At 72.3% G+C, this 21,436-nt stretch carries 18 protein-coding genes; 12 read left to right on the forward strand and 6 right to left on the reverse strand.

Annotated features, from left to right (window positions below; translation table 11 throughout):
• Positions 1-9 precede the first annotated feature (9 nt).
• From OYE22_RS18250 to OYE22_RS18285, 8 genes are all read left to right on the forward strand, one after another.
• Positions 10-2,010, forward strand: a complete 2,001-nt coding sequence (locus OYE22_RS18250; RefSeq protein WP_277324190.1) for an L-aspartate oxidase — start codon at positions 10-12, stop codon at positions 2,008-2,010.
• A 2-nt stretch (positions 2,011-2,012) separates the two neighbouring features.
• On the forward strand, positions 2,013-3,056 hold the full coding sequence (nadC, locus tag OYE22_RS18255; protein ID WP_277321404.1) for a carboxylating nicotinate-nucleotide diphosphorylase: 1,044 nt from the start codon (positions 2,013-2,015) through the stop codon (positions 3,054-3,056).
• Positions 3,056-3,853, forward strand: a complete 798-nt coding sequence (locus OYE22_RS18260; RefSeq protein WP_277321405.1) for a type III pantothenate kinase — start codon at positions 3,056-3,058, stop codon at positions 3,851-3,853. The genes nadC and OYE22_RS18260 overlap by 1 nt, the downstream gene beginning before the upstream one ends.
• A gap of 914 nt (positions 3,854-4,767) precedes the next feature.
• Positions 4,768-5,682, forward strand: a complete 915-nt coding sequence (locus OYE22_RS18265; protein ID WP_277321406.1) for a hypothetical protein — start codon at positions 4,768-4,770, stop codon at positions 5,680-5,682.
• A 167-nt stretch (positions 5,683-5,849) separates the two neighbouring features.
• The gene (locus OYE22_RS18270) at positions 5,850-6,035 is read left to right on the forward strand and encodes a hypothetical protein (protein WP_277321407.1); all 186 of its coding nucleotides are present in this window, start codon (positions 5,850-5,852) and stop codon (positions 6,033-6,035) included.
• Positions 6,036-6,223: 188 nt separating this feature from the next.
• Positions 6,224-6,619, forward strand: coding sequence for a BlaI/MecI/CopY family transcriptional regulator (locus OYE22_RS18275; RefSeq protein WP_277321408.1), 396 nt, complete (start codon positions 6,224-6,226; stop codon positions 6,617-6,619).
• Positions 6,620-6,628: 9 nt separating this feature from the next.
• Positions 6,629-7,147, forward strand: a complete 519-nt coding sequence (locus OYE22_RS18280; protein WP_277321409.1) for an amino-acid N-acetyltransferase — start codon at positions 6,629-6,631, stop codon at positions 7,145-7,147.
• A gap of 160 nt (positions 7,148-7,307) precedes the next feature.
• Positions 7,308-7,643, forward strand: coding sequence for an Lsr2 family protein (locus OYE22_RS18285; RefSeq protein ID WP_176162477.1), 336 nt, complete (start codon positions 7,308-7,310; stop codon positions 7,641-7,643).
• Here OYE22_RS18285 and OYE22_RS18290 read toward each other — a convergent pair.
• The gene (locus OYE22_RS18290; protein ID WP_277321410.1) at positions 7,574-8,233 is read right to left on the reverse strand and encodes an SCO3374 family protein; all 660 of its coding nucleotides are present in this window, start codon (positions 8,231-8,233) and stop codon (positions 7,574-7,576) included. The genes OYE22_RS18285 and OYE22_RS18290 overlap by 70 nt on opposite strands.
• A 544-nt stretch (positions 8,234-8,777) precedes the next feature.
• Between OYE22_RS18290 and OYE22_RS18295 the strand changes: the two genes are divergently transcribed.
• Positions 8,778-11,303 carry an ATP-dependent Clp protease ATP-binding subunit gene (locus tag OYE22_RS18295; RefSeq protein ID WP_277321411.1) on the forward strand — a complete coding sequence of 842 codons (2,526 nt, stop codon included), beginning with the start codon at positions 8,778-8,780 and terminating at the stop codon, positions 11,301-11,303.
• Between the two features lie 163 nt (positions 11,304-11,466).
• On the opposite strand, the gene OYE22_RS18300 is transcribed toward OYE22_RS18295, so the two are convergent.
• Entirely contained in the window at positions 11,467-14,772 is a 3,306-nt protein-coding gene (locus OYE22_RS18300) for an NACHT domain-containing protein (protein ID WP_277321412.1), read from the reverse strand.
• A gap of 737 nt (positions 14,773-15,509) precedes the next feature.
• Here OYE22_RS18300 and OYE22_RS18305 point away from each other — a divergent pair.
• Complete coding sequence (locus OYE22_RS18305) at positions 15,510-16,256, forward strand: M23 family metallopeptidase (RefSeq protein WP_277321413.1); 747 nt, start codon at positions 15,510-15,512, stop codon at positions 16,254-16,256.
• 67 nt (positions 16,257-16,323) lie between these two features.
• On the opposite strand, the gene OYE22_RS18310 is transcribed toward OYE22_RS18305, so the two are convergent.
• Together OYE22_RS18310 and OYE22_RS18315 are read right to left on the reverse strand one after the other, a co-directional pair.
• A complete protein-coding gene (locus OYE22_RS18310) occupies positions 16,324-16,827 on the reverse strand; it encodes a hypothetical protein (protein WP_277321414.1) in 504 nt (167 codons plus the stop codon).
• Positions 16,828-16,895: 68 nt separating this feature from the next.
• Positions 16,896-18,200, reverse strand: coding sequence for a hypothetical protein (locus OYE22_RS18315; RefSeq protein WP_277321415.1), 1,305 nt, complete (start codon positions 18,198-18,200; stop codon positions 16,896-16,898).
• Between the two features lie 377 nt (positions 18,201-18,577).
• Between OYE22_RS18315 and OYE22_RS18320 the strand changes: the two genes are divergently transcribed.
• Positions 18,578-18,790 (forward strand): helix-turn-helix transcriptional regulator, encoded by a 213-nt coding sequence (locus tag OYE22_RS18320; protein ID WP_277321416.1) that lies wholly within the window; start codon positions 18,578-18,580, stop codon positions 18,788-18,790.
• A gap of 12 nt (positions 18,791-18,802) precedes the next feature.
• Positions 18,803-19,003, forward strand: a complete 201-nt coding sequence (locus tag OYE22_RS18325) for a DUF397 domain-containing protein (protein ID WP_277321417.1) — start codon at positions 18,803-18,805, stop codon at positions 19,001-19,003.
• A 64-nt stretch (positions 19,004-19,067) separates the two neighbouring features.
• Here the strand turns inward: OYE22_RS18325 and OYE22_RS18330 are convergent, their stop codons facing one another.
• On the reverse strand, positions 19,068-19,955 hold the full coding sequence (locus tag OYE22_RS18330; protein WP_277321418.1) for an NmrA family NAD(P)-binding protein: 888 nt from the start codon (positions 19,953-19,955) through the stop codon (positions 19,068-19,070).
• A gap of 181 nt (positions 19,956-20,136) precedes the next feature.
• On the reverse strand, positions 20,137-21,435 hold the full coding sequence (cseC, locus tag OYE22_RS18335; protein WP_277321419.1) for a two-component system sensor histidine kinase CseC: 1,299 nt from the start codon (positions 21,433-21,435) through the stop codon (positions 20,137-20,139).
• Between the last annotated feature and the right edge of the window lies 1 nt (position 21,436).

Here is a 21,436-nt window from a genome sequence, read left to right on the forward strand (position 1 = left end):
CCCGCGCCCGTGCCCGGGGCGGGCCCGCGGCTGCACGCGCCCGCGCCCGGGTGGGCGATCGACGCCGACGTGGTGGTCGTCGGCTCCGGCGTGGCCGGGTTGACGGTCGCGCTGCGCTGCGCCGCCGCGGGCGCCTCGGTCACCGTCGTCACCAAGGCCCGGCTGGACGACGGCTCGACGCGCTGGGCGCAGGGCGGTGTCGCCGCGGCGCTGGGCGAGGGGGACACCCCCGAGCAGCACGAGGCCGACACGCTCGTCGCCGGCGCCGGGCTCTGCGACCAGCGGGCCGTGCGCGCCATGGTCACCGAGGGGCCCGGCGCCGTGCACCGGCTGATCGGCACCGGGGCCCGCTTCGACAGCGACGCCGACACCGGCGAGATCCTGCTCACCCGCGAGGGCGGCCACCACCGCCGCCGCATCGTGCACGCGGGAGGCGACGCGACCGGGGCGGAGATATCCCGCGCCCTGGTGGACGCCGTCCGCGCGGCCGGCACGCCCGGGACGGCCGGCGCCGCGCCGGGCGGGGGTCGCGTCGAGACCATCGAGAACGCCCTCGTCCTCGACCTGCTGACCGACGAGGCCGGCCGGGCCGCGGGCGTGACCCTGCACGTCATGGGGGAGGGCCGGCGGGACGGCGTCGGGGCCGTGCGGGCGCGGGCGGTCGTGCTGGCCACCGGCGGCATGGGCCAGGTCTTCTCGGCCACCACCAACCCGCCCGTCTCCACCGGCGACGGCGTCGCGCTCGCGCTGCGGGCCGGGGCCGAGGTCTCGGACCTGGAGTTCGTCCAGTTCCACCCGACGGTGCTCTGGCTCGGCCCGGAGGCAGAGGGGCAGCAGCCGCTGGTCTCCGAGGCGGTGCGCGGCGAGGGCGCGTACCTCGTGGACGACGAGGGCACCCGCTTCATGGTCGGGCAGCACGAGCTGGCGGAGCTGGCGCCGCGCGACATCGTCGCCAAGGGCATCATGCGCCGGATGATGGAGCGCGGCGCCGACCACGTGTTCCTGGACGCCCGGCACTTCGGCGCGGCCATGTGGGAGCAGCGCTTCCCCACCATCCTCGCCGCGTGCCGCGCGCACGGCATCGACCCGGTGACCGAGCCCATCCCGGTCGCGCCCGCCGCCCACCACGCCAGCGGCGGCGTGCGGACCGACCTGCGCGGCCGTACGACGGTCGCGGGCCTGTACGCGTGTGGAGAGGTCGCCTGCACGGGCGTCCACGGCGCCAACCGGCTGGCCTCCAACTCGCTCCTCGAAGGTCTGGTCTTCGCCGAGCGGATGGCCGCCGACATCGCCACGCAGCTCGCCGCGCCCGCCGCCGCGCCCCAGGCCGCCCCGGGCCAGCCGGCCCGCAGCCAGACCGCCCCCAGCCAGGCCCCGCCCGAGCCGGCCCCGGCCAGCGCGCGCGCCGGCGCGCCTGAGCCCGCTCCCGCCCGCGCCGACGCGCCGGCGGCCACCCCGCTCCTCGCGCCGGAGGCCCGCTTCACGGTGCAGCGCGTCATGACGGCGGGCGCCGGAGTGCTGCGCTCGGCCGAGACCCTGAGCCGGGCCGCCGAGCAGCTCGACCGACTGCACGAGGACGCCGCGCGGGCCCTGGAGGTCGACGGCAAGACCGCGGAGCCGGGCGTCGAGTCGTGGGAGGCGACCAACCTGTTGCTGGTCGCCCGGGCGCTGGTGGCCGCCGCGCTGCGGCGCGCCGAGACCCGGGGCTGCCACTGGCGCGAGGACCGCCCGGACCGGGACGACGCCGCCTGGGCCCGGCACCTGATGGTCACCCTGCGCCCGGACCGTACCCTCGCGGTCCACGCCACGGCCGGCACGGCGTTCCCGCCCGTCCACCACGGCCCCGAGACCGGCCCCGGCACCGAAACCGGCCCCGGCCCCGGCCTTGAAACCAGCCCCGGCCCCGACCGCGCGGCCGTCCCGGACCCGCCCGCGGCCGCGAGCGCGCCCGGCCCGTCCCCCAGCCCCGCCGACGACGTCAGCACCAACGAGCCCACCCAGGAGTCGTGACCGTGAGCACTCCCGACGACAAGCCGCGCCCAGTGGACCTCCCGCTGTCGCCGACCGGCGGTTCCGCAGCCGCCGGAGGGGCGGGGGAGACCGGCGGCTGCGGCGACGGCTGCGGCTGCGGCGCCGCCGACGGCGCGTACGAGTTGGACCCGCTGGAGTGCGGGCTCGACCCCGACCTCGCGGCGCTGCTGGTCACGGCCGGGCTCGACCCGGTGCAGGTCGAGGACATCGCGCACGTGGCGATCGAGGAGGACCTCGATCGCGGCGTGGACGTCACCACCGTCGCGACCATCCCCGAGGACGCGGTCGCCACCGGCGACTTCACGGCCCGTGAGGCGGGCACCGTGGCCGGCCTGCGCATCGCCGAGGCGATCCTGTCGGTGGTGTGCACCGACGCGTTCGAGGTCGAGCGGCACGCCGAGGACGGCGACCGGGTCGCCCCGGGCGACCGGCTGCTGTCCGTCCGCACCCGCACCCGCGACCTGCTCACCGGCGAGCGCAGCGCGCTCAACCTGATGTGCCGGCTGTCCGGCATCGCGACCGCGACCCGCGCCTGGGCCGACGCGCTGGAGGGCACCGGCGCCGCCGTCCGCGACACCCGCAAGACCACCCCCGGCCTGCGCGCCCTGGAGAAGTACGCGGTCCGCTGCGGCGGCGGCGTCAACCACCGAATGTCCCTGTCGGACGCGGCGCTGATCAAGGACAACCACGTGGTGGCGGCGGGCGGCGTCGCGGCGGCGTTCACGGCGGTACGGGACGCCTTCCCCGGGCTGCCAATCGAGGTCGAGGTGGACCGCATCGACCAGATCGAGCCGGTACTCGCCGAGGGGGCCGAGCTGATCCTGCTCGACAACTTCACGCCGGAGCAGACCCGCGAGGCGGTCGCCCTGGTCGCCGGCCGCGCCAAGCTGGAGTCCTCGGGCCGGCTCACCCTGGCAAACGCCCGCGCGTACGCGGAAACCGGCGTCGACTACCTCGCGGTCGGCGCCCTCACCCACTCGTCACCCATCCTCGACATCGGCCTTGACCTGCGAGAGGAGGGCTGATGCTGCTCACCATCGACGCCGGCAACACGCACACCGTCCTCGGCCTGTTCGACGGCGAGGAGATCGTCGAGCACTGGCGTATCTCCACCGACGCCCGCCGCACCGCGGACGAGCTGGCCGTGTTGCTGCACGGCCTGATGGGCATGCACCCGCTGCTCGGCGAGGAGTTGGGCGACGGCATCGACGGCATCGCCATCTGCTCCACCGTCCCCTCGGTCCTGCACGAGCTGCGCGAGGTCACCCGCCGCTACTACGGCGACGTGCCGGCCGTGCTGGTGGAGCCGGGCGTCAAGACCGGCGTGCCGATCCTGATGGACCATCCCAAGGAGGTCGGCGCGGACCGGATCATCAACGCGCTGGCGGCGGTGGAGCTGTACGAGGGGCCGTGCGTGGTCGTGGACTTCGGCACGGCGACGACGTTCGACGCGGTCAGCGCGCGCGGCGAGTACGTCGGCGGCGTCATCGCCCCCGGCATCGAGATCTCCGTGGAGGCGCTCGGCGTCAAGGGCGCCCAGCTCCGCAAGATCGAACTGGCCCGGCCGCGCAGCGTCATCGGCAAGAACACGGTCGAGGCGATGCAGTCCGGCATCCTGTACGGCTTCGCGGGCCAGGTGGACGGCGTCGTCGCGCGTATGGCCCGCGAGCTGGCCGACGACCCCGACGACGTCACGGTCATCGCCACCGGCGGCCTGGCCCCGCTGGTCCTCGGCGAGGCGTCGGTCATCGACGAGCACGAGCCCTGGCTGACTCTGATCGGGCTGCGCCTGGTGTACGAACGCAACGTCTCGCGCATCTGACGGTCTCGCCGCCGGGGCCCGCGCGCCTCTCGCGCGCGGGCTCCGGCGCATTCCGGATGTGCTTTTCCCGGTGGTCGCAATGGTCCGGTCCTGCGCGGGTGGCCCGCGCCCACGGTGTGCGTTCACCGGGCCCACCCGCGCTTGCCCGGGGCCCGCCCACGCCTCCGGTTCGGCCGCCTATCCGAACCACCACCGGGACATATCCTGGCCGCCCGCCACGGCGCCGCGTCCCGTGCCCCGCTACCGGCACTCGGCGAATCCGTCCTAGTACCCGCGACTTCACCGGCTACGCGACGCGCGCCCGTACCGAGAATTCCGCTCCCATTGCCGTAGTCCTCACTCGGCCGCTCTCTACGCGCTGGAAACCGTGCGCATAAGCGCGAATCAGCGCGACCTTATTCAGATCTGATCGGTGATGACAGATTTTGCAAGTCGCGATTGCACTCTGTGATTGCCAACGGGTTACGAAACGACTACGCGGCGATAGGCGCACTCCGGCGCGCGAAGGCGCGAACTGCGGCGTATCGAGGGGCGTAACCAGCCATCCGGCCATCCGACGCACCACGCGAACAACGCACGCGCGCACCGCTCGCGGGACGCGAGCCGCGCCGGGCGCGTGTGGTGTACGGGTCTCATGCGGGCACATCGCCGCAGGTGAGAGGGGCGGCGCGGGCCGTGCGGCGGGGCGTACGGGGTGCGCGCTGCCCGCGTACCCCGGCCATGGCGGGACGGGTGGGACAGGCGGGACCGGCAGGGCCGGCAGGCCGCGCGGGCGGGCGTGTGCGCGAGGCCGTGGTGCAGGGGCGGGCGCGCGGACGGGGCCCTGGCGCGGGGGCGGCGGCCGTATGGCGGAGGGCGCGCCCTGGTATGGCGTACTGAGCGACATTTGTCCGCTTAGCACTTAAAGTCGTGCCATGCCCACGCCCTATGGATCGCGAGGCGGCATGGCGTTCAGCGCGGACGAGCTGCGCGTACTGCGACGTGCCCTCGCGCTCGCGCTCGAACCGTCCGCCGCCACCGTCAAGGCCGCCCCCATCACCCCCGGCCCCGCACGCGCCGCCCACGGCGCGGACGGGGAGCGGGTCCCGTTCGCCCCGGGCCAGCGGAGCGCGCCGGGGCCGGACCGGGACGAGGAGGTGCGGGAGTTCCTGCGGCTGGCCCAGGGCGTGGACGAGGCGGCGCGGGAGGGCGGCCGGCTCCGCGCCTTCCTGCTGGCCGAACTCGCCCGCTACCGGGCCGCCCTGCCCGGCGCCGCCGTGAGCTACCTGGAGCAACTGGCGAGCGCCGTCGCGGCCGGTTACGTCCCGTGCGCCGCGGACCTGGTCGCCCTGCGCGCGCTGTGCGCCACCCCGGCGAGCCCGGCCGAGACGCGCCGGCGCACCACCCTGCTGCGCCGCTGCGAGTGGCTGGCCGAGATGGAGGTACGGGCCCGCCTGGTCGCCCTGCCGGGCGGCAGGGCGACCGCTCCACGCCCCACGGCCGGCCCGGTCACGGCCCGCCCGCACGCCCCGCGCCCGCGACGCGGCCACCCCTCGCTGGACGCGCGCGTGGACGTGGGCGACACGCCGGACGGGCCCGCGAACGAGTCCCCCGACAAGGCGCCGGGAAAGGCACCCGACAAGGCCCCCGGCAAGTCCCCGGGCCACTCCCCGGACAAGGCGCCCGGGCCGGTCAGGCGGCCCCCCGGCGGGCCCGAGCCGAGCACGCCGCGCCGCCCGGTGCCCACGCCCGGCGAGGTCTTCCCGCCCAAGCGTCCCGCGTCCGCGCCGACCCCGGCCCCGCCCGCCGACGACCGCCTGCCCGCCCTGCTGCCGGCCCGCTCGGCCTGACCCGCGCCCCGGCGCACGCCCTGCCCGCGCGCCCGGCGAGCCCTCGCGGGGCCGCTCCCGTCCGGGCCGCCGGGCGGGGGTCGTACGCCGGATGTGCCGGCCCCTGTCGGGGCGGCCCGGGGGCACCCCGTAACCTGGAGGTCTCAAGCACAGGGAGGCCGACACTCATGGATTACGTCTCCGCGCTGGTCCCGCCCGCCGTGATGGCCGTGGCCTTTGTCGCGCTGATCAAGACGATCGTGAAGAGCCAGGGCGGCGCGAACAAGAGCAAGGAGGACGCCGCCGTGGACGCCGCGCTGGTGCGCTCCGAATCGGCCAAGCAGGACGGCGTGCCGGAGGGCCAGGGCGCCTGAGCCCGCCCCGTTCCGCCGCGCCGCCACCGCGGTTCCCCGACCACGGCCGGGCGGCCGCCGCTGACCCCGCGGGTCCACGCTCGGTGGGCCCGCTCCGGGCGTACGCACCGGGCCGAATGGCCGGAACGTGCGCCCTTTTTCCCGCTTACCAGTCGGGCAAATAGGACATCTCCCACTATTATTCGAGTGTGCCTCGACCATTGGGAGAGCTGGAAGACGCGGTCATGACGCGGGTGTGGAAGTGGAACCGCCCGGTCACCGTCCGAGAAGTGTTGGAAGACCTTCAGCAGGAACGCTCCATCGCGTACACGACCGTCATGACGGTATTGGACAACCTTCACCAGAAGGGTTGGGTGCGACGGGAGGCGGAAGGTCGCGCCTATCGATATGAGGCCGTCTCCACCCGGGCCGCCTACGCCGCCGCACTCATGAACGAAGCGTGGTCCGCCAGTGACAACCCCGCGGCGGCGCTCGTGGCCTTCTTCGGGATGATGTCCGAAGGCCAGCGGGAAGCCCTGCGCGATGCCATGCGGGTGGTGCAACTCGACCGGCCCGGCGGGGCGAGCGGTGAAGCAGGGCGATAGCGTCCGGCCATGTCCCCGCTATCAAAAGCCGTCACCGTCCGCCGCGCCCGCACCTCCGATGTTCGCGCCGTCCGGCGTCTCATCGACACGTACGTCGGCGAGCGCATCCTGCTCGACAAAGCGACCGTGACGCTTTACGAGGACATCCAGGAGTTCTGGGTAGCGGAGCGGGACGAGGATGGCGAGGTCATTGGCTGCGGCGCGCTCCACGTGATGTGGGAAGACCTGGCCGAGGTGCGCACTCTGGCCGTGCGCCCGGACCTGTCCGGCTGCGGCATCGGACACCAAGTACTGGACAAGCTGTTGCAGACGGCGCGATGGCTCGGCGTTCGGCGAATTTTCTGCCTCACCTTCGAAGTCGAGTTCTTCGGCAAGCATGGCTTCGTAGAGATCGGGGAGACGCCTGTGGACGGCGATGTCTACAGCGAGCTGCTCCGTTCCTATGACGAGGGCGTCGCTGAGTTCCTTGGCCTCGAACGGGTGAAGCCGAACACCCTTGGCAACAGTCGGATGCTTCTGCAACTGTGATCGCGGGCCCCTATGTCCGAATCGCTCACCTATCACATAGCTCCGCGACGGAGTGTTCCCACGCGGATGCGTAGCCGAACCTTCGCTGGGGGTTTGTGTTTTCTCGGGAAAAGCGGTTTGCTAATGCCTCGTAATCCCTTATCCGTGAAAGGAATCCTCAATGGCACAGAAGGTTCAGGTCCTTCTTGTCGATGACCTCGACGGTGGCGAGGCCGACGAGACCGTGACGTTCGCGCTGGATGGCAAGACGTACGAGATCGACCTCACCACGGCTAACGCCGACAAGCTTCGCTCCGCTCTTGAGCCGTACACCAAGAGCGGCCGTCGTACCGGTGGCCGTGCCGCGGGTGGTCGCGGGCGCGTGCGCGCGGGTGCGAGCAGCAGCCAGGACACGGCGAAGATCCGTGCCTGGGCGAAGGAGAACGGTTACGAGGTCAACGACCGCGGTCGCGTGCCCGCCACCGTGCGTGAGGCGTACGAGAAGGCCAACGGCTGAGTCCGGCCGTCACTACCACGCCGCACGCACCGCAGCAGTCGGGCCCGGTGGCACTCCGTCGCCGCGGCGCTGACCAGTCGGACCAGGTCCGGAGCGTCGGCGTCGCCCCGAAAGCCGTCTTCTCCCGCACCGTCGGGAAGGCCGTGGGCCCCTCGGACTCCCTCCCCGCACCGGAGGCCGAGGGACGGCAACGCCCCGCTCGTCCCGCGGCCGGGGTTCGGGGGTCGCACCCAGGTGGCGGCCTCCGGCAAGCCGTGGCCGCCGAGGGCCGCGGGGACGGGGGCGGCCATGCGGCCACCCGCGCCGAGCGCGGTCAGCTCCAGCGGTACGCCGCCCCAGTCCCACCAGTCGAGCAGCCCGGGCAGCTCGTCAGCGCCGCCCGGGGCGACGAGGAAGTACATCGTGGGCCCGTGGACGGCCACGGGACCGGTGTGCGACACGCGGTCGAGCACCGCGCCGCCCGCGTCGGCGGGCAGCACCAGAACGTCGAAACAGAGCCCGGTCAGCAACTCGACCGGGCCCTCGCATGCCGGGGCCGTCGGCCAGCCCAACTCGCGCTCGTACCACTCGCGTACCGCGCGCCAGGGCACGCGCGCGCCCGGTGTCGTACGGGGCGCACGGGGGGTGCGCGGCGGGGCGGGTGCCACCGTTGTCCGGTCGGGGGAAGCCATGTCCGGGGCAACCCGTCGGGGGAGCGAGGGGTTACGCTCGGTTGACATGGAGTCACTTTCTGTGCGCGGCTCGGGGTGTGCGAGCGGAGATCGAGGCTTCGCGGAGGCGCGAGGTTGTTCGCCCGTAGCGGATGGAACCGGGTCGCGCGGCATGGAGTGTCAGTGCGTGAGGGTAAGACAGACCTAGTGGGAAGGGGCGGCCCGGCGGCCGGGACAGCGGCGCGTTCGCCATCGGCGTAGTGGCGGTGTGCGTAGAAGCTTGGCCTGCGGGAACATCGTCTCGCACCATCGGGTTGGAGCAGGTGCCGGCTGTTCGGGGCTGGAATCCCTCCCCATCGCTAGTGGGGGAGATCCCGGGTGTCGGCAGTTGGAATGAGCGGTCCCTGCTTGCGGGACTAAGCTGCGGAAGGACAGGGAGGGGATCGTCCCCGATCTTTCTGACCGCTCTGAGGAGCGATTAACGATGTTCGAGAGGTTCACCGACCGCGCGCGGCGGGTTGTCGTCCTGGCTCAGGAAGAAGCCCGGATGCTCAACCACAACTACATCGGCACCGAGCACATCCTCCTGGGCCTGATCCACGAGGGTGAGGGTGTCGCCGCTAAGGCCCTGGAGAGCCTCGGGATTTCGCTCGAGGCGGTCCGGCAGCAGGTGGAGGAGATCATCGGTCAGGGCCAGCAGGCCCCGTCCGGCCACATCCCCTTCACCCCCCGTGCCAAGAAGGTGCTGGAGCTCTCGCTCCGCGAAGCCCTTCAGCTCGGGCACAACTACATCGGCACGGAGCACATTCTGCTCGGCCTGATCCGCGAGGGTGAGGGCGTCGCAGCCCAGGTCCTCGTGAAGCTCGGGGCCGACCTGAACCGGGTCCGGCAGCAGGTCATTCAACTGCTTTCCGGTTACTCCGGTGGCAAGGAAGCCGCCACGGCCGGCGGCCCCGCCGAAGGCACGCCTTCGACGTCCCTTGTCCTGGACCAGTTCGGTCGCAATCTCACCCAGGCCGCCCGCGAATCCAAGCTCGACCCGGTCATCGGGCGCGAGAAGGAGATCGAGCGGGTCATGCAGGTGCTTTCGCGCCGCACCAAGAACAACCCGGTCCTCATCGGTGAGCCCGGCGTCGGTAAGACGGCGGTCGTCGAGGGACTGGCGCAGGCCATCGTCAAGGGCGAGGTGCCCGAGACGCTCAAGGACAAGCACCTGTACACCCTGGACCTGGGTGCGCTGGTCGCCGGTTCCCGTTACCGCGGTGACTTCGAAGAGCGCCTGAAGAAGGTGCTCAAGGAGATTCGCACGCGCGGCGACATCATTCTGTTCATCGACGAGCTGCACACCCTGGTGGGTGCCGGCGCCGCCGAGGGCGCGATTGACGCCGCCAGCATTCTCAAGCCGATGCTGGCCCGTGGCGAGCTCCAGACCATTGGCGCCACCACGCTCGACGAGTACCGCAAGCACCTGGAGAAGGACGCGGCCCTTGAGCGCCGTTTCCAGCCGATCCAGGTCGCGGAGCCGTCGCTGCCGCACACCATCGAGATCCTCAAGGGCCTGCGCGACCGGTACGAGGCGCACCACCGCGTTTCCATTACCGACGCCGCCCTGGTGGCCGCGGCCCAGCTCGCCGACCGCTACATCTCCGACCGCTTCCTGCCGGACAAGGCCATCGACCTCATCGACGAGGCCGGCTCCCGGATGCGCATTCGCCGGATGACCGCTCCGCCGGACCTCCGCGAATTCGACGAGAAGATCGCCGACGTGCGCCGCGAGAAGGAGTCCGCGATCGATTCGCAGGACTTCGAGATGGCCGCCGGGCTGCGCGACAAGGAGAAGCAGCTCCTGGCCGCGAAGGCGAAGCGCGAGAAGGAATGGAAGGCCGGCGACATGGACGTCGTCGCCGAGGTGGACGAGGAGCTGATCGCCGAGGTCCTCGCGACCGCCACCGGCATTCCGGTCTTCAAGCTCACCGAGGAGGAGTCCTCCCGGCTGCTGCGCATGGAAGACGAGCTGCACAAGCGCGTCATCGGGCAGAAGGACGCCATCAAGGCGCTCTCGCAGGCCATCCGGCGTACGCGGGCGGGCCTCAAGGACCCGAAGCGTCCCGGCGGTTCGTTCATCTTCGCCGGTCCGTCCGGTGTCGGTAAGACGGAGCTGAGCAAGACCCTCGCCGAGTTCCTCTTCGGTGACGAGGACGCGCTCATCTCGCTCGACATGTCGGAGTTCAGCGAGAAGCACACGGTGTCCCGGCTGTTCGGCTCGCCCCCCGGCTACGTGGGGTACGAGGAGGGCGGCCAGCTCACCGAGAAGGTGCGCCGCAAGCCGTTCTCGGTCGTCCTCTTCGACGAGGTCGAGAAGGCCCACCCGGACATCTTCAACTCGCTGTTGCAAATCCTGGAGGACGGTCGGCTGACCGACTCCCAGGGCCGGGTCGTGGACTTCAAGAACACGGTCATCATCATGACGACCAACCTCGGCACCCGGGACATCTCCAAGGGCTTCAACCTCGGCTTCGCCGCCGCGGGCGACGTCCGCACCGGGTACGAGCGGATGAAGAACAAGGTCAACGAGGAGCTCAAGCAGCACTTCCGGCCCGAGTTCCTCAACCGTGTCGATGACACCGTGGTCTTCCACCAGCTCACCGAGGAAGACATCATCCAGATCGTCGACCTCATGGTCGCCAAGGTGGACGAGCGCCTGAAGGATCGCGACATGGGCCTTGAGCTCAGCGCGGACGCCAAGTCGCTGCTGGCCAAGCGGGGTTACGACCCGGTCCTCGGCGCCCGGCCGCTGCGTCGGACGATCCAGCGGGAGATCGAGGACACGCTGTCGGAGAAGATCCTCTTCGGCGAGCTGCGCTCCGGTCACATCGTGGTCGTCGGCGTCGAGGGCGAGGGTGACGCGAAGAAGTTCACCTTCCGCGGCGAGGAGAAGACGGCCCTGCCCGACACGCCTCCGGTCGAGTCGGCAGCGGGCGGCGGCCCGAACCTGACGAAGGAAGCGTAAGCAGTCGCCGTACCCCGGCACCCAGCCCGCCCCGGGCCCGCTTCGGCGGAACCCGGGGCGGGCTTTCGCGTGCCCGCCCGGCTCGCGCCGCGCGGGCCGGTGTCGACCTTCGCGAGCGGCCCCGCCGCCGGGGTGGGGTCGGTGGGCGGGACGGGGTCGGCCGTCACGGGCCGTACCCGGGTGGCAGGAGGTCGGGGCGGAGGGTTTCGGTGCCGGCGAGGCGGGTGCCCGGGGGGAGGTGGAGGGTGGTGAGGTGGGGGAGGCCGGCCAGAGGGGTGAGGTCGAGTCCCGAGTTCGGCACGAAGGCGTTGCTCAGGTCCAGCCAGCGGAGTTCCGGGAAGGAGCTGGGCAGCACGGTCAGGGCGCGGGCGTCGAAGAAGGGCTCGCCGTGGTGGGCGGGGTCCACTGCGAGCCGGTGGACCGTGGGCAGGACGTGGCGCGGTTCCAGGAGGGTCAGCGAGTGGACCGTGACGTCCAGGTACTCCAGGTGGCCGAGGGAGCTGATCGCGTCCCACTCGGCGGCGCTCTCCGGGCTGTTCTGGCCGAGCACCAACTGCCGTAGCAGGGCCCACCGTCGCACGTCGGCGACGCCGTCGGCGGATCGGGGGAGCATCGAGAGGTTCAGGGCGCGCAGCGGGGCGTCCAGTGGCCACTGAGCCAGGTGCCACGTCGTGCCCCACGGCCACTTAATGTCGAGCGAGTGCAGGCGGGGCAGTGACCGGAGCGGGCTCAGGTCAATGTCCGCCTGCGCGGAGAGCAGCCCGAGAACGAGGAGTTCCAGTGACGGTAGCGCGCCAACGGGGCCCAGGTCGCGGACGGATGGGCAGTCCGCGAGATCGATGCTGATCAGCTCGCGCTGTCCGGCCAGGAACCCCAGGCCGTCCAGCAGGGTGTTGCCCCGCATCCGCAGGTGGGTGAGTTGGTGGCGGCGTACGTACCAGGCCACCACCTCCGGGTCCACGTCGCCGCGCGTCTCCAGCTTGGGACGGCCGCCCAGCGCGTCCAGCGCGCGCAACTCCTCGGCCGAGGTCGCCACGTAGTACAGCCCCTCGGGCTTGAGGTGGGCGATGACCTCGTCCGCGTAGCGCTGCGTGTCGTACCGGTGCCAGGCCCAGACGAGTTGGGAGCGTACGGAGATCGAGTCGTGGTCCCTGAAGCGGGCCAGTGTCGCCATGGCCGCGTCGGAGTCGATGTGGGAGGCCGTGGTGGCGACGCGGGTGGCCTCCCGTTCCGACAGGCCGTCCGGACCCGGCAGTAGTTCGAGCACCAGCGGCCCGACCTCCGCCAGTTGCCGCGCCGCCGCGTTGGTGGCGGGCGGGATCAGCCGCGCCGTACGTTCCTCCACCTCGCCCCGTACGCCTGGGTCGACCTCCGTCGCGTGCTCCAGGCAGGCCAGTGCCAGAAGGTGGACGCGCATCCGGGTGCGCGCGTCGGGCGCCTCGTCGCCCCGCCGCAGCAACTCCCGTAGCAGCTCGACCCGTTCGCGCGGGCGGGCGTGGGCCACCGACATGCGGATGACGTCCTCCCACTGGTCGTTAGCCGCGTGGTCGATGAGGAGGCCGATGTCCCACTCCTCGACCGCGCGCTTGGCGCCCAGGTAGTCCTGGAAGGTGCGGTGGACGAAGTCCACGGCGTTCGGGCCGGGGGCGCGGAGGAGGCCGCTGCGGTGGAGGAGGTGGCGGAAGATGGCCGGCGCGTCGCCCTGGGCGGCGGCGGCCGGGACCGCGGGCAGGGCCTCGGCGATGATGCGCTCGGCGCGGTCGCGGTCCAACTCCGTGCGACCGTTGCGGATGAGCCAGTAGGCGAGCCGTTGCAGGAGCTGGACCTGCGGTTCCTCGTGCAGCTCGATGCCGTACGGGCCGCTCATGTCGCGCTCCCGGTCGCGGCGGGCGAGCAGCATGGACAGGGCCGCGTCGTACAGCTCCTTGCGGCCGTGCGGGAGGTAGCCGCGGCGGTCGCGGTGCAGGGCGCAGATGAGGCCGCACATGAGCGGGTTGGTGGCCAGCCGGCCGAGGTCCTGCTTGGTGCGGACGGCGGTGAGCAGCGACCGCTCGTACGCGTCGAGGCGGTCGGCGACCTCGTCGGAGGCGCCGTCGCGGGCGGCGGTGTGCCAGCGGTTGATGAACGCGGCCACCTCGTCGCGGCCCATCGGCGACAGGGTCAGCTCGTCGAAGCCCTCCTGGCCCAGCCAGTCCTCGCGCACGGCGGAGGGGCGGGAGGTGACGAGGTAGAGGTTGTCCGGGTACGCGTCGAGCAGGTCGCGCAGCCAGCGGCGGGTCTGCTCGCGCTCGCTCTCGGGGATCTCGTCGATGCCGTCGACGAGGACCAGGCCACGACCGTCGGCCAGCACCCGGTCCGCCCAGCCGTCCGGCTGCGCGTCGGCGATCGGGCAGCCGACGGCGGCCAGGAACCGGCCGGGCGTGGGCAGCCGCTCCCCGCCACGGGTCAGGGTGCGCAGCGGGAGGACGAAGGGGACGCGGCCGTAGAGGTGGACCAGGCGGTCGTCGTACTGCCGGCGGGCCGCGACCACCGCCAGCCACTGCACCAGCGTCGTCTTGCCGGAGCCCGCCACGCCGCGCACCAGCACCCGGTCCCGGTCGGCCAGGGCCTGGTCGGCGGGGAGGGGCAGCTCGGGGGCGTACGGCTCCTCCGGCTCGGCCTCGGGGGCCACCTCGTCGGGGTCGAGGCGGTAGCTCAGGGAGCGCGTGATGGCCTGGCGGTGGGCCTCGCGTCGGGTGGCGGCCGAGCGCGTGGCCTGGAGGCTCAGGTACGTGGCGTCCAGCGGCCAGCGGTCGGGTGACGCCGTGAGGTCGATGCCGTAGATGGTGAGGGTGCCGTGCTTGCGGGTGACGTAGCGCGCGTACCGCTCGTCGAAGCGCACGTCGGTCGCCGCGTGCGTGGGGTTGCGCTCGATCAGCGCGTCCACCTTCGCCACCAGCTCGGACAACTGCTCGCTCTGCCGCACCAGGGTGTGCGCGACGAAGCTGGAACGCTGCGTGAAGAAGTGCAGCATGTGCAGGCAGGCAGTCTCCAGGACGGTGTCGTGGAGGGCGGTGGCGCCGGCGCTTAGGTGCGCTACGGGGTCCTCGCCCAGGGAGGCGGCCTCCCGGAGCCGCCGCGCGAGGGCGCGCGGGCCGATCCGTACGGCCTCCACGTCGCTGATGGTGAGGTCGCCCAGGCCGTGCAGGGTGCGGGTCAGCGCGTCCACGACGGCCGGCTCCTCGGCGGGGTCCACCGGGCGCTCGTGCGAGCCGGCGGAGCGTACGGTGCGGCGGACCAGCTCGGCGGCGAGTTTGCGCAGGTCAGGCTCGGTGAGGGTGCGCTTCTCGCCGTGGAAGGAGACCAGCCCGGAGACGCGTACCGGCCGGTCCACCAGGCCGGCGCCCGGTCCCTGGGCCACGAACAGCTTCCTGATGAGCGGCACGATGGCGCTCGACGCCAGCCGCGTGCCGATGACCGTTGGCTCCACGTTCCCCGTCCCCGTTCCTCTTCCCCCGCCCAGGCCCCGCCGGAAGCCCGCCCCGGGCCTCGCGCGGCCCCTGTGCCCGCTTCCGTACGGGCCGCCACCCTGGCTCCCGTACGCCCGCGAGCCCCGCTCCCGTACGGCCCGCGCCCCGCTCCCGTACGGCCCGCGCCCCGCTCCCGTACGGGGGCGCCTGCCCGGGCCCTGCCCGGGTCCGCCCGGCCGGTGCTCAGGCTACTGCGGGCGGGGGCCGTTGGTCCCGGAGCGGGCAGGCCAACGCCCAGGTCACCAGGCCCGCGTGGGGCGGTGGGCGATGGCCTGCCCGGTGACATGGGGCACAGGCCCCTTTCGGCCTACTAGGCGCGATAGCGGGCGGTGGCAGGGGCCGCTCGGGACTTTCGGCCCGTGGGGGACGGGCCCTTCGCGAGGGCCGGCCCCGGGCCGTTCCGCCACCGGGGAGTCGGCGCGGAAAAACCCCGGAAAATGCCCGGTGTGACGGTCGCGGGCCAGTTCCCCATGCCTCTCGCCGACTATCCGGATGGTCTTTACGGGTGATCATCCACGGCCGGGAAGGGTCGAAATTCCCCGGCTTTCGTTACGAGATCGGATAGTAGGAAGGCGAGTGGGACCCCCCTTGGCAGGATTTCGCTCCCGGGTTACCAAGGTAGGGCGATCCCGGCGAACGCAGACGATTCAAAGTCGGGATCAATTCATTCCCTGGATTTCCCCGGAGGTAGTTCCGTATGACGCAGCACACCAAGGCCACCCACGCGAACAAGTCGGTCCTGCGCACCCGCGCCGCCGTACTGGCCGTGGGGCTGGGCGGCTCGCTCGCGCTGGGGACCGGGGTGGCGCTGGCAGCGACCCCGCAGTCCGACGTGTTCGCCGTGGCTTCGGCCGGTTCGCTGGAGAAGTCGATTCAGGCGCAGGCCAAGGCGCAGGCCGAGGCCGCTCAGAAGGACAAGAAGCAGGACGAGAAGCACGGCAAGAAGAAGGCCGACAAGCGGGACAAGGGGCACGGCAAGGCCAAGCGCGCCGACCGTTCCAAGCGCACCCCGCTGAACGCCTCCTCCTGGATCGCCCCGGTCGGCGACGCGCCGCTGAGCGCCCCGTTCGCGGCCGGCGGTGCCCGCTGGGCCCACGGCCACTCCGGCCAGGACTTCGCCGTCTCCACCGGCACCTCGGTCAAGGCCGTGCACGGCGGCACCGTGATCAAGGCCGGCCCCAACGGCGGCGGCGACGGTCCCGCGTACGGTAACGCCATCGTGATCAAGCACAAGGGCCAGACGTACACCCAGTACGCGCACCTTTCGAAGATCAAGGTGAACGTGGGCCAGACCGTGGACCGGGGCCAGGCGATCGGCCTGTCCGGCAACACCGGTAACTCCTCCGGCCCGCACCTGCACTTCGAGGTCCGCACCGGCCCGAACTACGGCTCCGGCATCGAGCCGCTGGGCTTCCTGCGCGGCCACGGCGCGCACGTGGGCTGATCACCCACGGAACGACGCGAGCGGCGGCCGGTCTCCACGGAGACCGGCCGCCGCTCGCGTGCGTGCGCTAACGCGTCGCGGGCTCCCCCGTGACGTCAGCGCCGGGGCCGGCGGCAGCGTCGTCGTCGGCGTCGGTCACGATCCGCAGCGGGCCCGCGAGGGCCGCGGACAGTGCCGCGCACAGCGGCAACTGGAGCGTGAACAGCGCGATGAGCAGCGTGACGAAGGCGTAGTCCACGGCCTGCCCCGCCCCGTCGGACAGGAACCGGATCACGCTGACGACCAGCAGCACGCCCGCGTACACGACCGTGTTGCGGGTCGCGACCAGCCACCGGTGCGGCGTCGGCCGGGCCCACGCGAGCGCGCCGACGAGCAGCGCGGCGAGCACCGGGAAGGCCAGCGCCCAGCCGCTGAGCCAGTCGCCGGAGAACGTCTCCCACGAGCTCTCGCCCTCGTCGTCGGGGTAGCCGCCGGCGTAGATCAGGACGAACGACAGGAGCGCACCCACCGCCCAGGGAACGAACGTCGCCGCTATGGCGTACGCGGTTGCCTTGGCCGGGGGTGCGCTCATGGGTCGTGCCTATCGTCAGGGCGTCGGACGGACGGTATTCCTACCGCGCGATTCCGTCGCGGCCGCCGTTAGTATCCGCCGTTGTTGCCAATCGTAGCCGCGGGGCAGGCCGGCTTGAACAGGCAGGTCGGGCTGGCCTGCTTGGCGGTGTGCAGGAACTTCGTGTACGTCTTCATCGGGGACAGGGTGAATCCGCTGATGATGATCTCGTGGTCGGGCATCTGCTTGTGCCGGCCGGAGATGTAGAAGTCGCCGCTACGGCTGATCCGGGCGTTGTAGTAACCGGAAATGCTGCCGACGCCGCAATACGGGTTACCGGCCTCGGTGATACCGCGCACCTGGGCCGACTTCGAGTTCTGCGACATCACGCGGAACGACATCTTCTTCTTGCTCGCGGTCTTCTTCGCGACGAACTTGCCGTTCGTCTTGTAGACGTGCGTGGTGCCGATGTGCGCACCCCACGAGGAACCGCCGTTCCAGTACACCGTGCCGGTCAGGTCGGTGCGGTGGCTCTTGTTGTCCGCCTTGCTGAAGCCGCGGTTGTCACCCGCGTACTTGTAACCCTTGGTGTACTTGCAACCCACCGGCGCCGTGACCCACTTGCTGCGGATGAAGGTGCGGTAGCGGATGGTCGTCGAGTGGTACTTCTTGGCCTTGGCCTCCGCCGCCAGCGCGGCCCGCTCCAGCGCGGCCGGCTGCGAGTCGGTCGGCACCTGGACGTTCAGGCTCCAGGTGTGGCCGTTGAGCGGCGCCTCGCCGCTCTTGCGGAACGCGGCCCGCTCGCTGTCCGTCCACTCGCTCGCCGGCGCCTTGGCCGTGGTCGTGACGCGGTACTCGCTGGCGGCCCCCGGGCGCGCCTGGGTGTCACGCAGGCTGGTGCCCCGCATGGTGGCTATCAGCTCACCGTCGCGGAAGACCTGGTACGGGGCGGCGCCGGCCACGCCGGGCCACGACAGGTCCACGAACTCGTCGTTGGCGGCCCAGGCGGCGCGCGCCGAACGGCTGTCGGCGCTGCCGGCGCTGCCGGCCAGCGTCGTGCCGGCCAGGGTCGGGCCGTCGTCGCCGGTGCCCTTCAGGACGGTGAAGTCGGTGGCCGCGCCCTTGATGTGCCGCAGCGCCTTCGGCGCCGTGCCGGCCTTGGTCAGGAAGCGGCCCTGGTCGGCGCTGAAGCGGTAGCCCGCGCTCGGCGCGACGCCACTCTGGTCACTGGTCCGAGCCTGGCCCGCGCCGTGCCGGTCCCCGTCGGCCACCGGGCTGGCCACCGCGCCCGCGTTGCCGCCCGTCATCAGCGCCAGCGGCAGCGCGACCGCCACCAGCGCCTTGGGCAGGGCCCGGCGCGCCCGCCCGGACGCGGCGGACTGGGTCGGCTCCACGGAATCGGCGGAACCTGCGGGATCTGCGGAATCTGCTGAGTGCGTGCGTATGGAACGCATGTGGTGATGTCCCCCTGAACACTCGACGGCCGGGTTCCGGCCATCGCCATAGCGGTCTTGACGCGCCAAAAGATGGCTTCGTCGCAGGTCACCCTATAGGTAAATGGCGTGTACAGGTCGCTTTTGGCGAGCGGATTTGGCGCGTTTGCGGCAGCGCTGGGCGACGCGGGGGCGGCCGATCCGTCAGCGTTCGATCAGATGATCACCAATCGTGATCAACCCCTTACAGTCGCTCGCCGCCCTCCATACCGTCGACCGGGCGAGCGGCCGAAAGCCAGGCCGACACGCGAACCGGCCGCGCGACGGAAGGGCTCAGCATGGAGTGTGAGGAAGGCCAATACCAGGACGCCCGTGCGTTCTTCGGGAGCGAGGTGCGGCACGCCCGTGAACACGCTGGGATGACCCAGCTGGAACTGGCCACGGAGGCGGGGTACGAGCGTACGTACGTGGTGCGGGTGGAAAGCGGAACCCTCTTCGGCTCCGAGCACTTCGCCGAGACGCTCTGTCCAGCTCATCCGTCGCATCGCTGAGGAGTTCTCGTCATGACGGAACAGGTTTGGGTGAAGTCGTCCTACAGCGGCGGTCAAGGCGAGTGCGTTGAGTGGGCCCCCGGCCGCGTCGCCGCCACCGGCGCCGTCCCGGTCCGTGACAGCAAGGACCCGCACGGCCCCGCGCTGCAGTTCGACGTGTCGGCCTGGTCCGCCTTCGTCGCGGGCGTCAAGGCCGGCGACTTCGGCGCCTGATCTCACCACTACGACGGGCCCCCGCCAGCGCGCCGGCGGGGGCCTTCGCGCGTACGGGTGCGACTCAGGCGTCCCCGCCCCGCGGCAGCAGGTGCCGCAGGCTGTTCGGGTGCTCGCGCAGGTAGTCGGCCAGGGAGCGGGCGGGGCTGCCGGTGAGGCGGGGGACGACGTCGGAGACGGCGCTCATCTCGTTGCTGGCGATCGCCTCGTACGAGCTGACCCAGCCCGCGAGTTCCCAGGCCGCGGCGTTGTAGCCGGCCCGGGACGCGTACGCCTCCTCCTGCGTCTCGGCGACGTAGCGCACCTCGCGCCCGGTCGCGCGGCTCAGTTCGTCGGCGACCTCGGCGAGGGTGAGCGCGGCCGGGCCCGTCACGTCGTAGGTGACGCCGTCGTGCCTGCCGTCGGTGGTGGTCAGCACGGCGGCGGCGACCCCGGCCACGTCCTCGTGGGCCACGGCCGCGACCCGGCCGCTGCCGGCCGGTCCGCGGATCACCCCGTCGGCGCCGGTCATCGCGGGGAACGCGGCGAGGTAGAAGCTGTCGCGCAGGAACGTGAAGGGCACGCCCAGGCCACGGATGTGGCGCTCGGTGTGCCAGTGGTCGCGGGCGAAGGTGAACGTGGCGTCGGGCGCGGCGCCCTGGAACGACACGTACACGATCCGCTCCACGCCCGCCGCCACCGCCGCGTCCACGGCGGTGATGTGCTCGCGCACCCGGTCGGCGCTCTCCTTGGCCGACACCAGGAACAGCGTGTCCGCGCCGTCGACGGCGGCCCGCATCGCCTCCGCGTCCCCGTACTCGGCGGGCGGCGCGGCGACCGCCCCCGGCAGCTCGGGCAGCTTGGACGGGTCGCGGCCGAGCAGGCGCTGCTCGACACCGGCGTCGGCGAGCCGGCGGGCGACGAGCCCGCCGACGTGGCCGGTCGCGCCACTGACGGCGATCACTGGGGGCATGGCGTGGTGTCCTCTCCTCGCGTGCGGTGACTGCCAGTGTGCGCGCGGCGGGCTGCCGAGCGGTACGCGACGCGGGCGGGGGCGCCACCTGTCACACCGCCACCCGCGGGCGGGCGCCCCGACCGGCGCTCGGTTCCGTACGCTGATGGCCGGCCCCGGCCCGTACGTGGCCGGCCGCCGCTCAGTCCGGTACGTGGATGATCGGGAAGCTGCCCGTGTTGGTCGGCGCGGAGTCCGGCAGCCACAGCACCGCGACCGCGCCCTCCGCCCCCTCCGCGGTCGGCTCCGCGTTGCGGAAGGTGAGCCGGGCGCCGAGGACCCTGGCCTGGCCCTGGGCGATGGTCAGGCCGAGGCCGTGGCCCTTGCCGGCGCGGTCGCTGGCGCCGGTGCGGAAACGGCTCGGGCCCTCCCTGAGCAACTCCTCGGGGAAGCCGGTCCCGTGGTCGCGGACCCGGATCATCCGGCCCTCGACGGTGACCTCGAACGGCGGCTTGCCGTGCTTGGCGGCGTTGGCCAGCAGGTTGCCGATGATCCGCTCCAGCCGGCGCGGGTCGGTGGTCACGTACGCGTCCCGTACGACCGAGATCCGCGCCTCCGGTGCCACCATCCGCACCCGTCGCGCGACGAACTCGCCGAGCGCGATGTCCTCCAGCTCCGCGCGCTCCGCGAAGCCGTCCAGCCTGGCCACCTCCAACACGTCCTCGACCAGCGTCCGCATCGCCTGGGCGCGGTCGCGTACGAGTTCGGTCGGGCGGCCCGGCGGCAGCAGTTCGGCGGCGGTGAGCAGCCCGGTGACGGGGGTGCGCAGCTCGTGCGCGATGTCGGCGGTGACCCGGCGCTCGGCCTCAAGGCGCTGGCGCAGCGCGTCGGCCATGCTGTCGATCGCGCCGGCCAGCTCGTCGGTCTCGTCCCGCACCCGGCCGCCGATCTGGTCCCGCACCCGGATGTCGCCGTCGCCCTCGGCGACCTTGCGGGCCGCCGCCGCGGCCTTGCGCAGCCGGCGCGAGAGCTGGTCGCCGATGAGGACGCCGAGCGCGACGCCGCCGAGCACGACGGCGAGCGAGCCGACCACCAGGACCCGGTCCAGCTCGTCCAGGACGGCGAAACGGTCCTGGAACTGGCCGTGCACCGACAGCACCCGGCCGTTGCTGACCGGCACCGAGGCCCACACCTCGGGCGCGCCGGAACCGTTGTCCTGAAGGTAGGTGGCCCGCAGGCCGCGCGCCGCCTCCTCCTTGAGCTGCACGGGCAGGTCGGGGTCGTCGATCTTGGCCTGGAACAGCAGCCGGCGGGTGGACTCGTAGAACCGCTGCGCGGCCTGCACGCGGTCGTCCATCACGTCGCGGCTGTTGTCGAGCATGGACGCGCGGGCCGCGTTGTGGACGACGAGGCTGAGCGAGGTGGCGATCAGGGCGCCGACACAGGCGATGGCCAGGCTGACCTTCCAGCGCAACCCGGTACGGAACGCGAGCCTCGCCACG

Origin of the sequence: Streptomyces sp. 71268 (assembly GCF_029392895.1) — a bacterium.
In the GTDB taxonomy this organism is placed as follows: domain Bacteria; phylum Actinomycetota; class Actinomycetes; order Streptomycetales; family Streptomycetaceae; genus Streptomyces.

Coding starts and splice junctions, on each gene's coding strand:
- OYE22_RS18325 (WP_277321417.1), top strand. CDS start 18,803: ATGACGGAACAGGTTTGGGTGAAGTCGTCCTACAGCGGCGGTCAAGGC.
- OYE22_RS18320 (WP_277321416.1), top strand. CDS start 18,578: ATGGAGTGTGAGGAAGGCCAATACCAGGACGCCCGTGCGTTCTTCGGG.
- OYE22_RS18265 (WP_277321406.1), top strand. CDS start 4,768: ATGCCCACGCCCTATGGATCGCGAGGCGGCATGGCGTTCAGCGCGGAC.
- OYE22_RS18285 (WP_176162477.1), top strand. CDS start 7,308: ATGGCACAGAAGGTTCAGGTCCTTCTTGTCGATGACCTCGACGGTGGC.
- OYE22_RS18260 (WP_277321405.1), top strand. CDS start 3,056: ATGCTGCTCACCATCGACGCCGGCAACACGCACACCGTCCTCGGCCTG.
- OYE22_RS18310 (WP_277321414.1), bottom strand. CDS start 16,827: ATGAGCGCACCCCCGGCCAAGGCAACCGCGTACGCCATAGCGGCGACG.
- OYE22_RS18330 (WP_277321418.1), bottom strand. CDS start 19,955: ATGCCCCCAGTGATCGCCGTCAGTGGCGCGACCGGCCACGTCGGCGGG.
- OYE22_RS18270 (WP_277321407.1), top strand. CDS start 5,850: ATGGATTACGTCTCCGCGCTGGTCCCGCCCGCCGTGATGGCCGTGGCC.
- OYE22_RS18295 (WP_277321411.1), top strand. CDS start 8,778: ATGTTCGAGAGGTTCACCGACCGCGCGCGGCGGGTTGTCGTCCTGGCT.
- OYE22_RS18305 (WP_277321413.1), top strand. CDS start 15,510: ATGACGCAGCACACCAAGGCCACCCACGCGAACAAGTCGGTCCTGCGC.
- OYE22_RS18280 (WP_277321409.1), top strand. CDS start 6,629: ATGTCCCCGCTATCAAAAGCCGTCACCGTCCGCCGCGCCCGCACCTCC.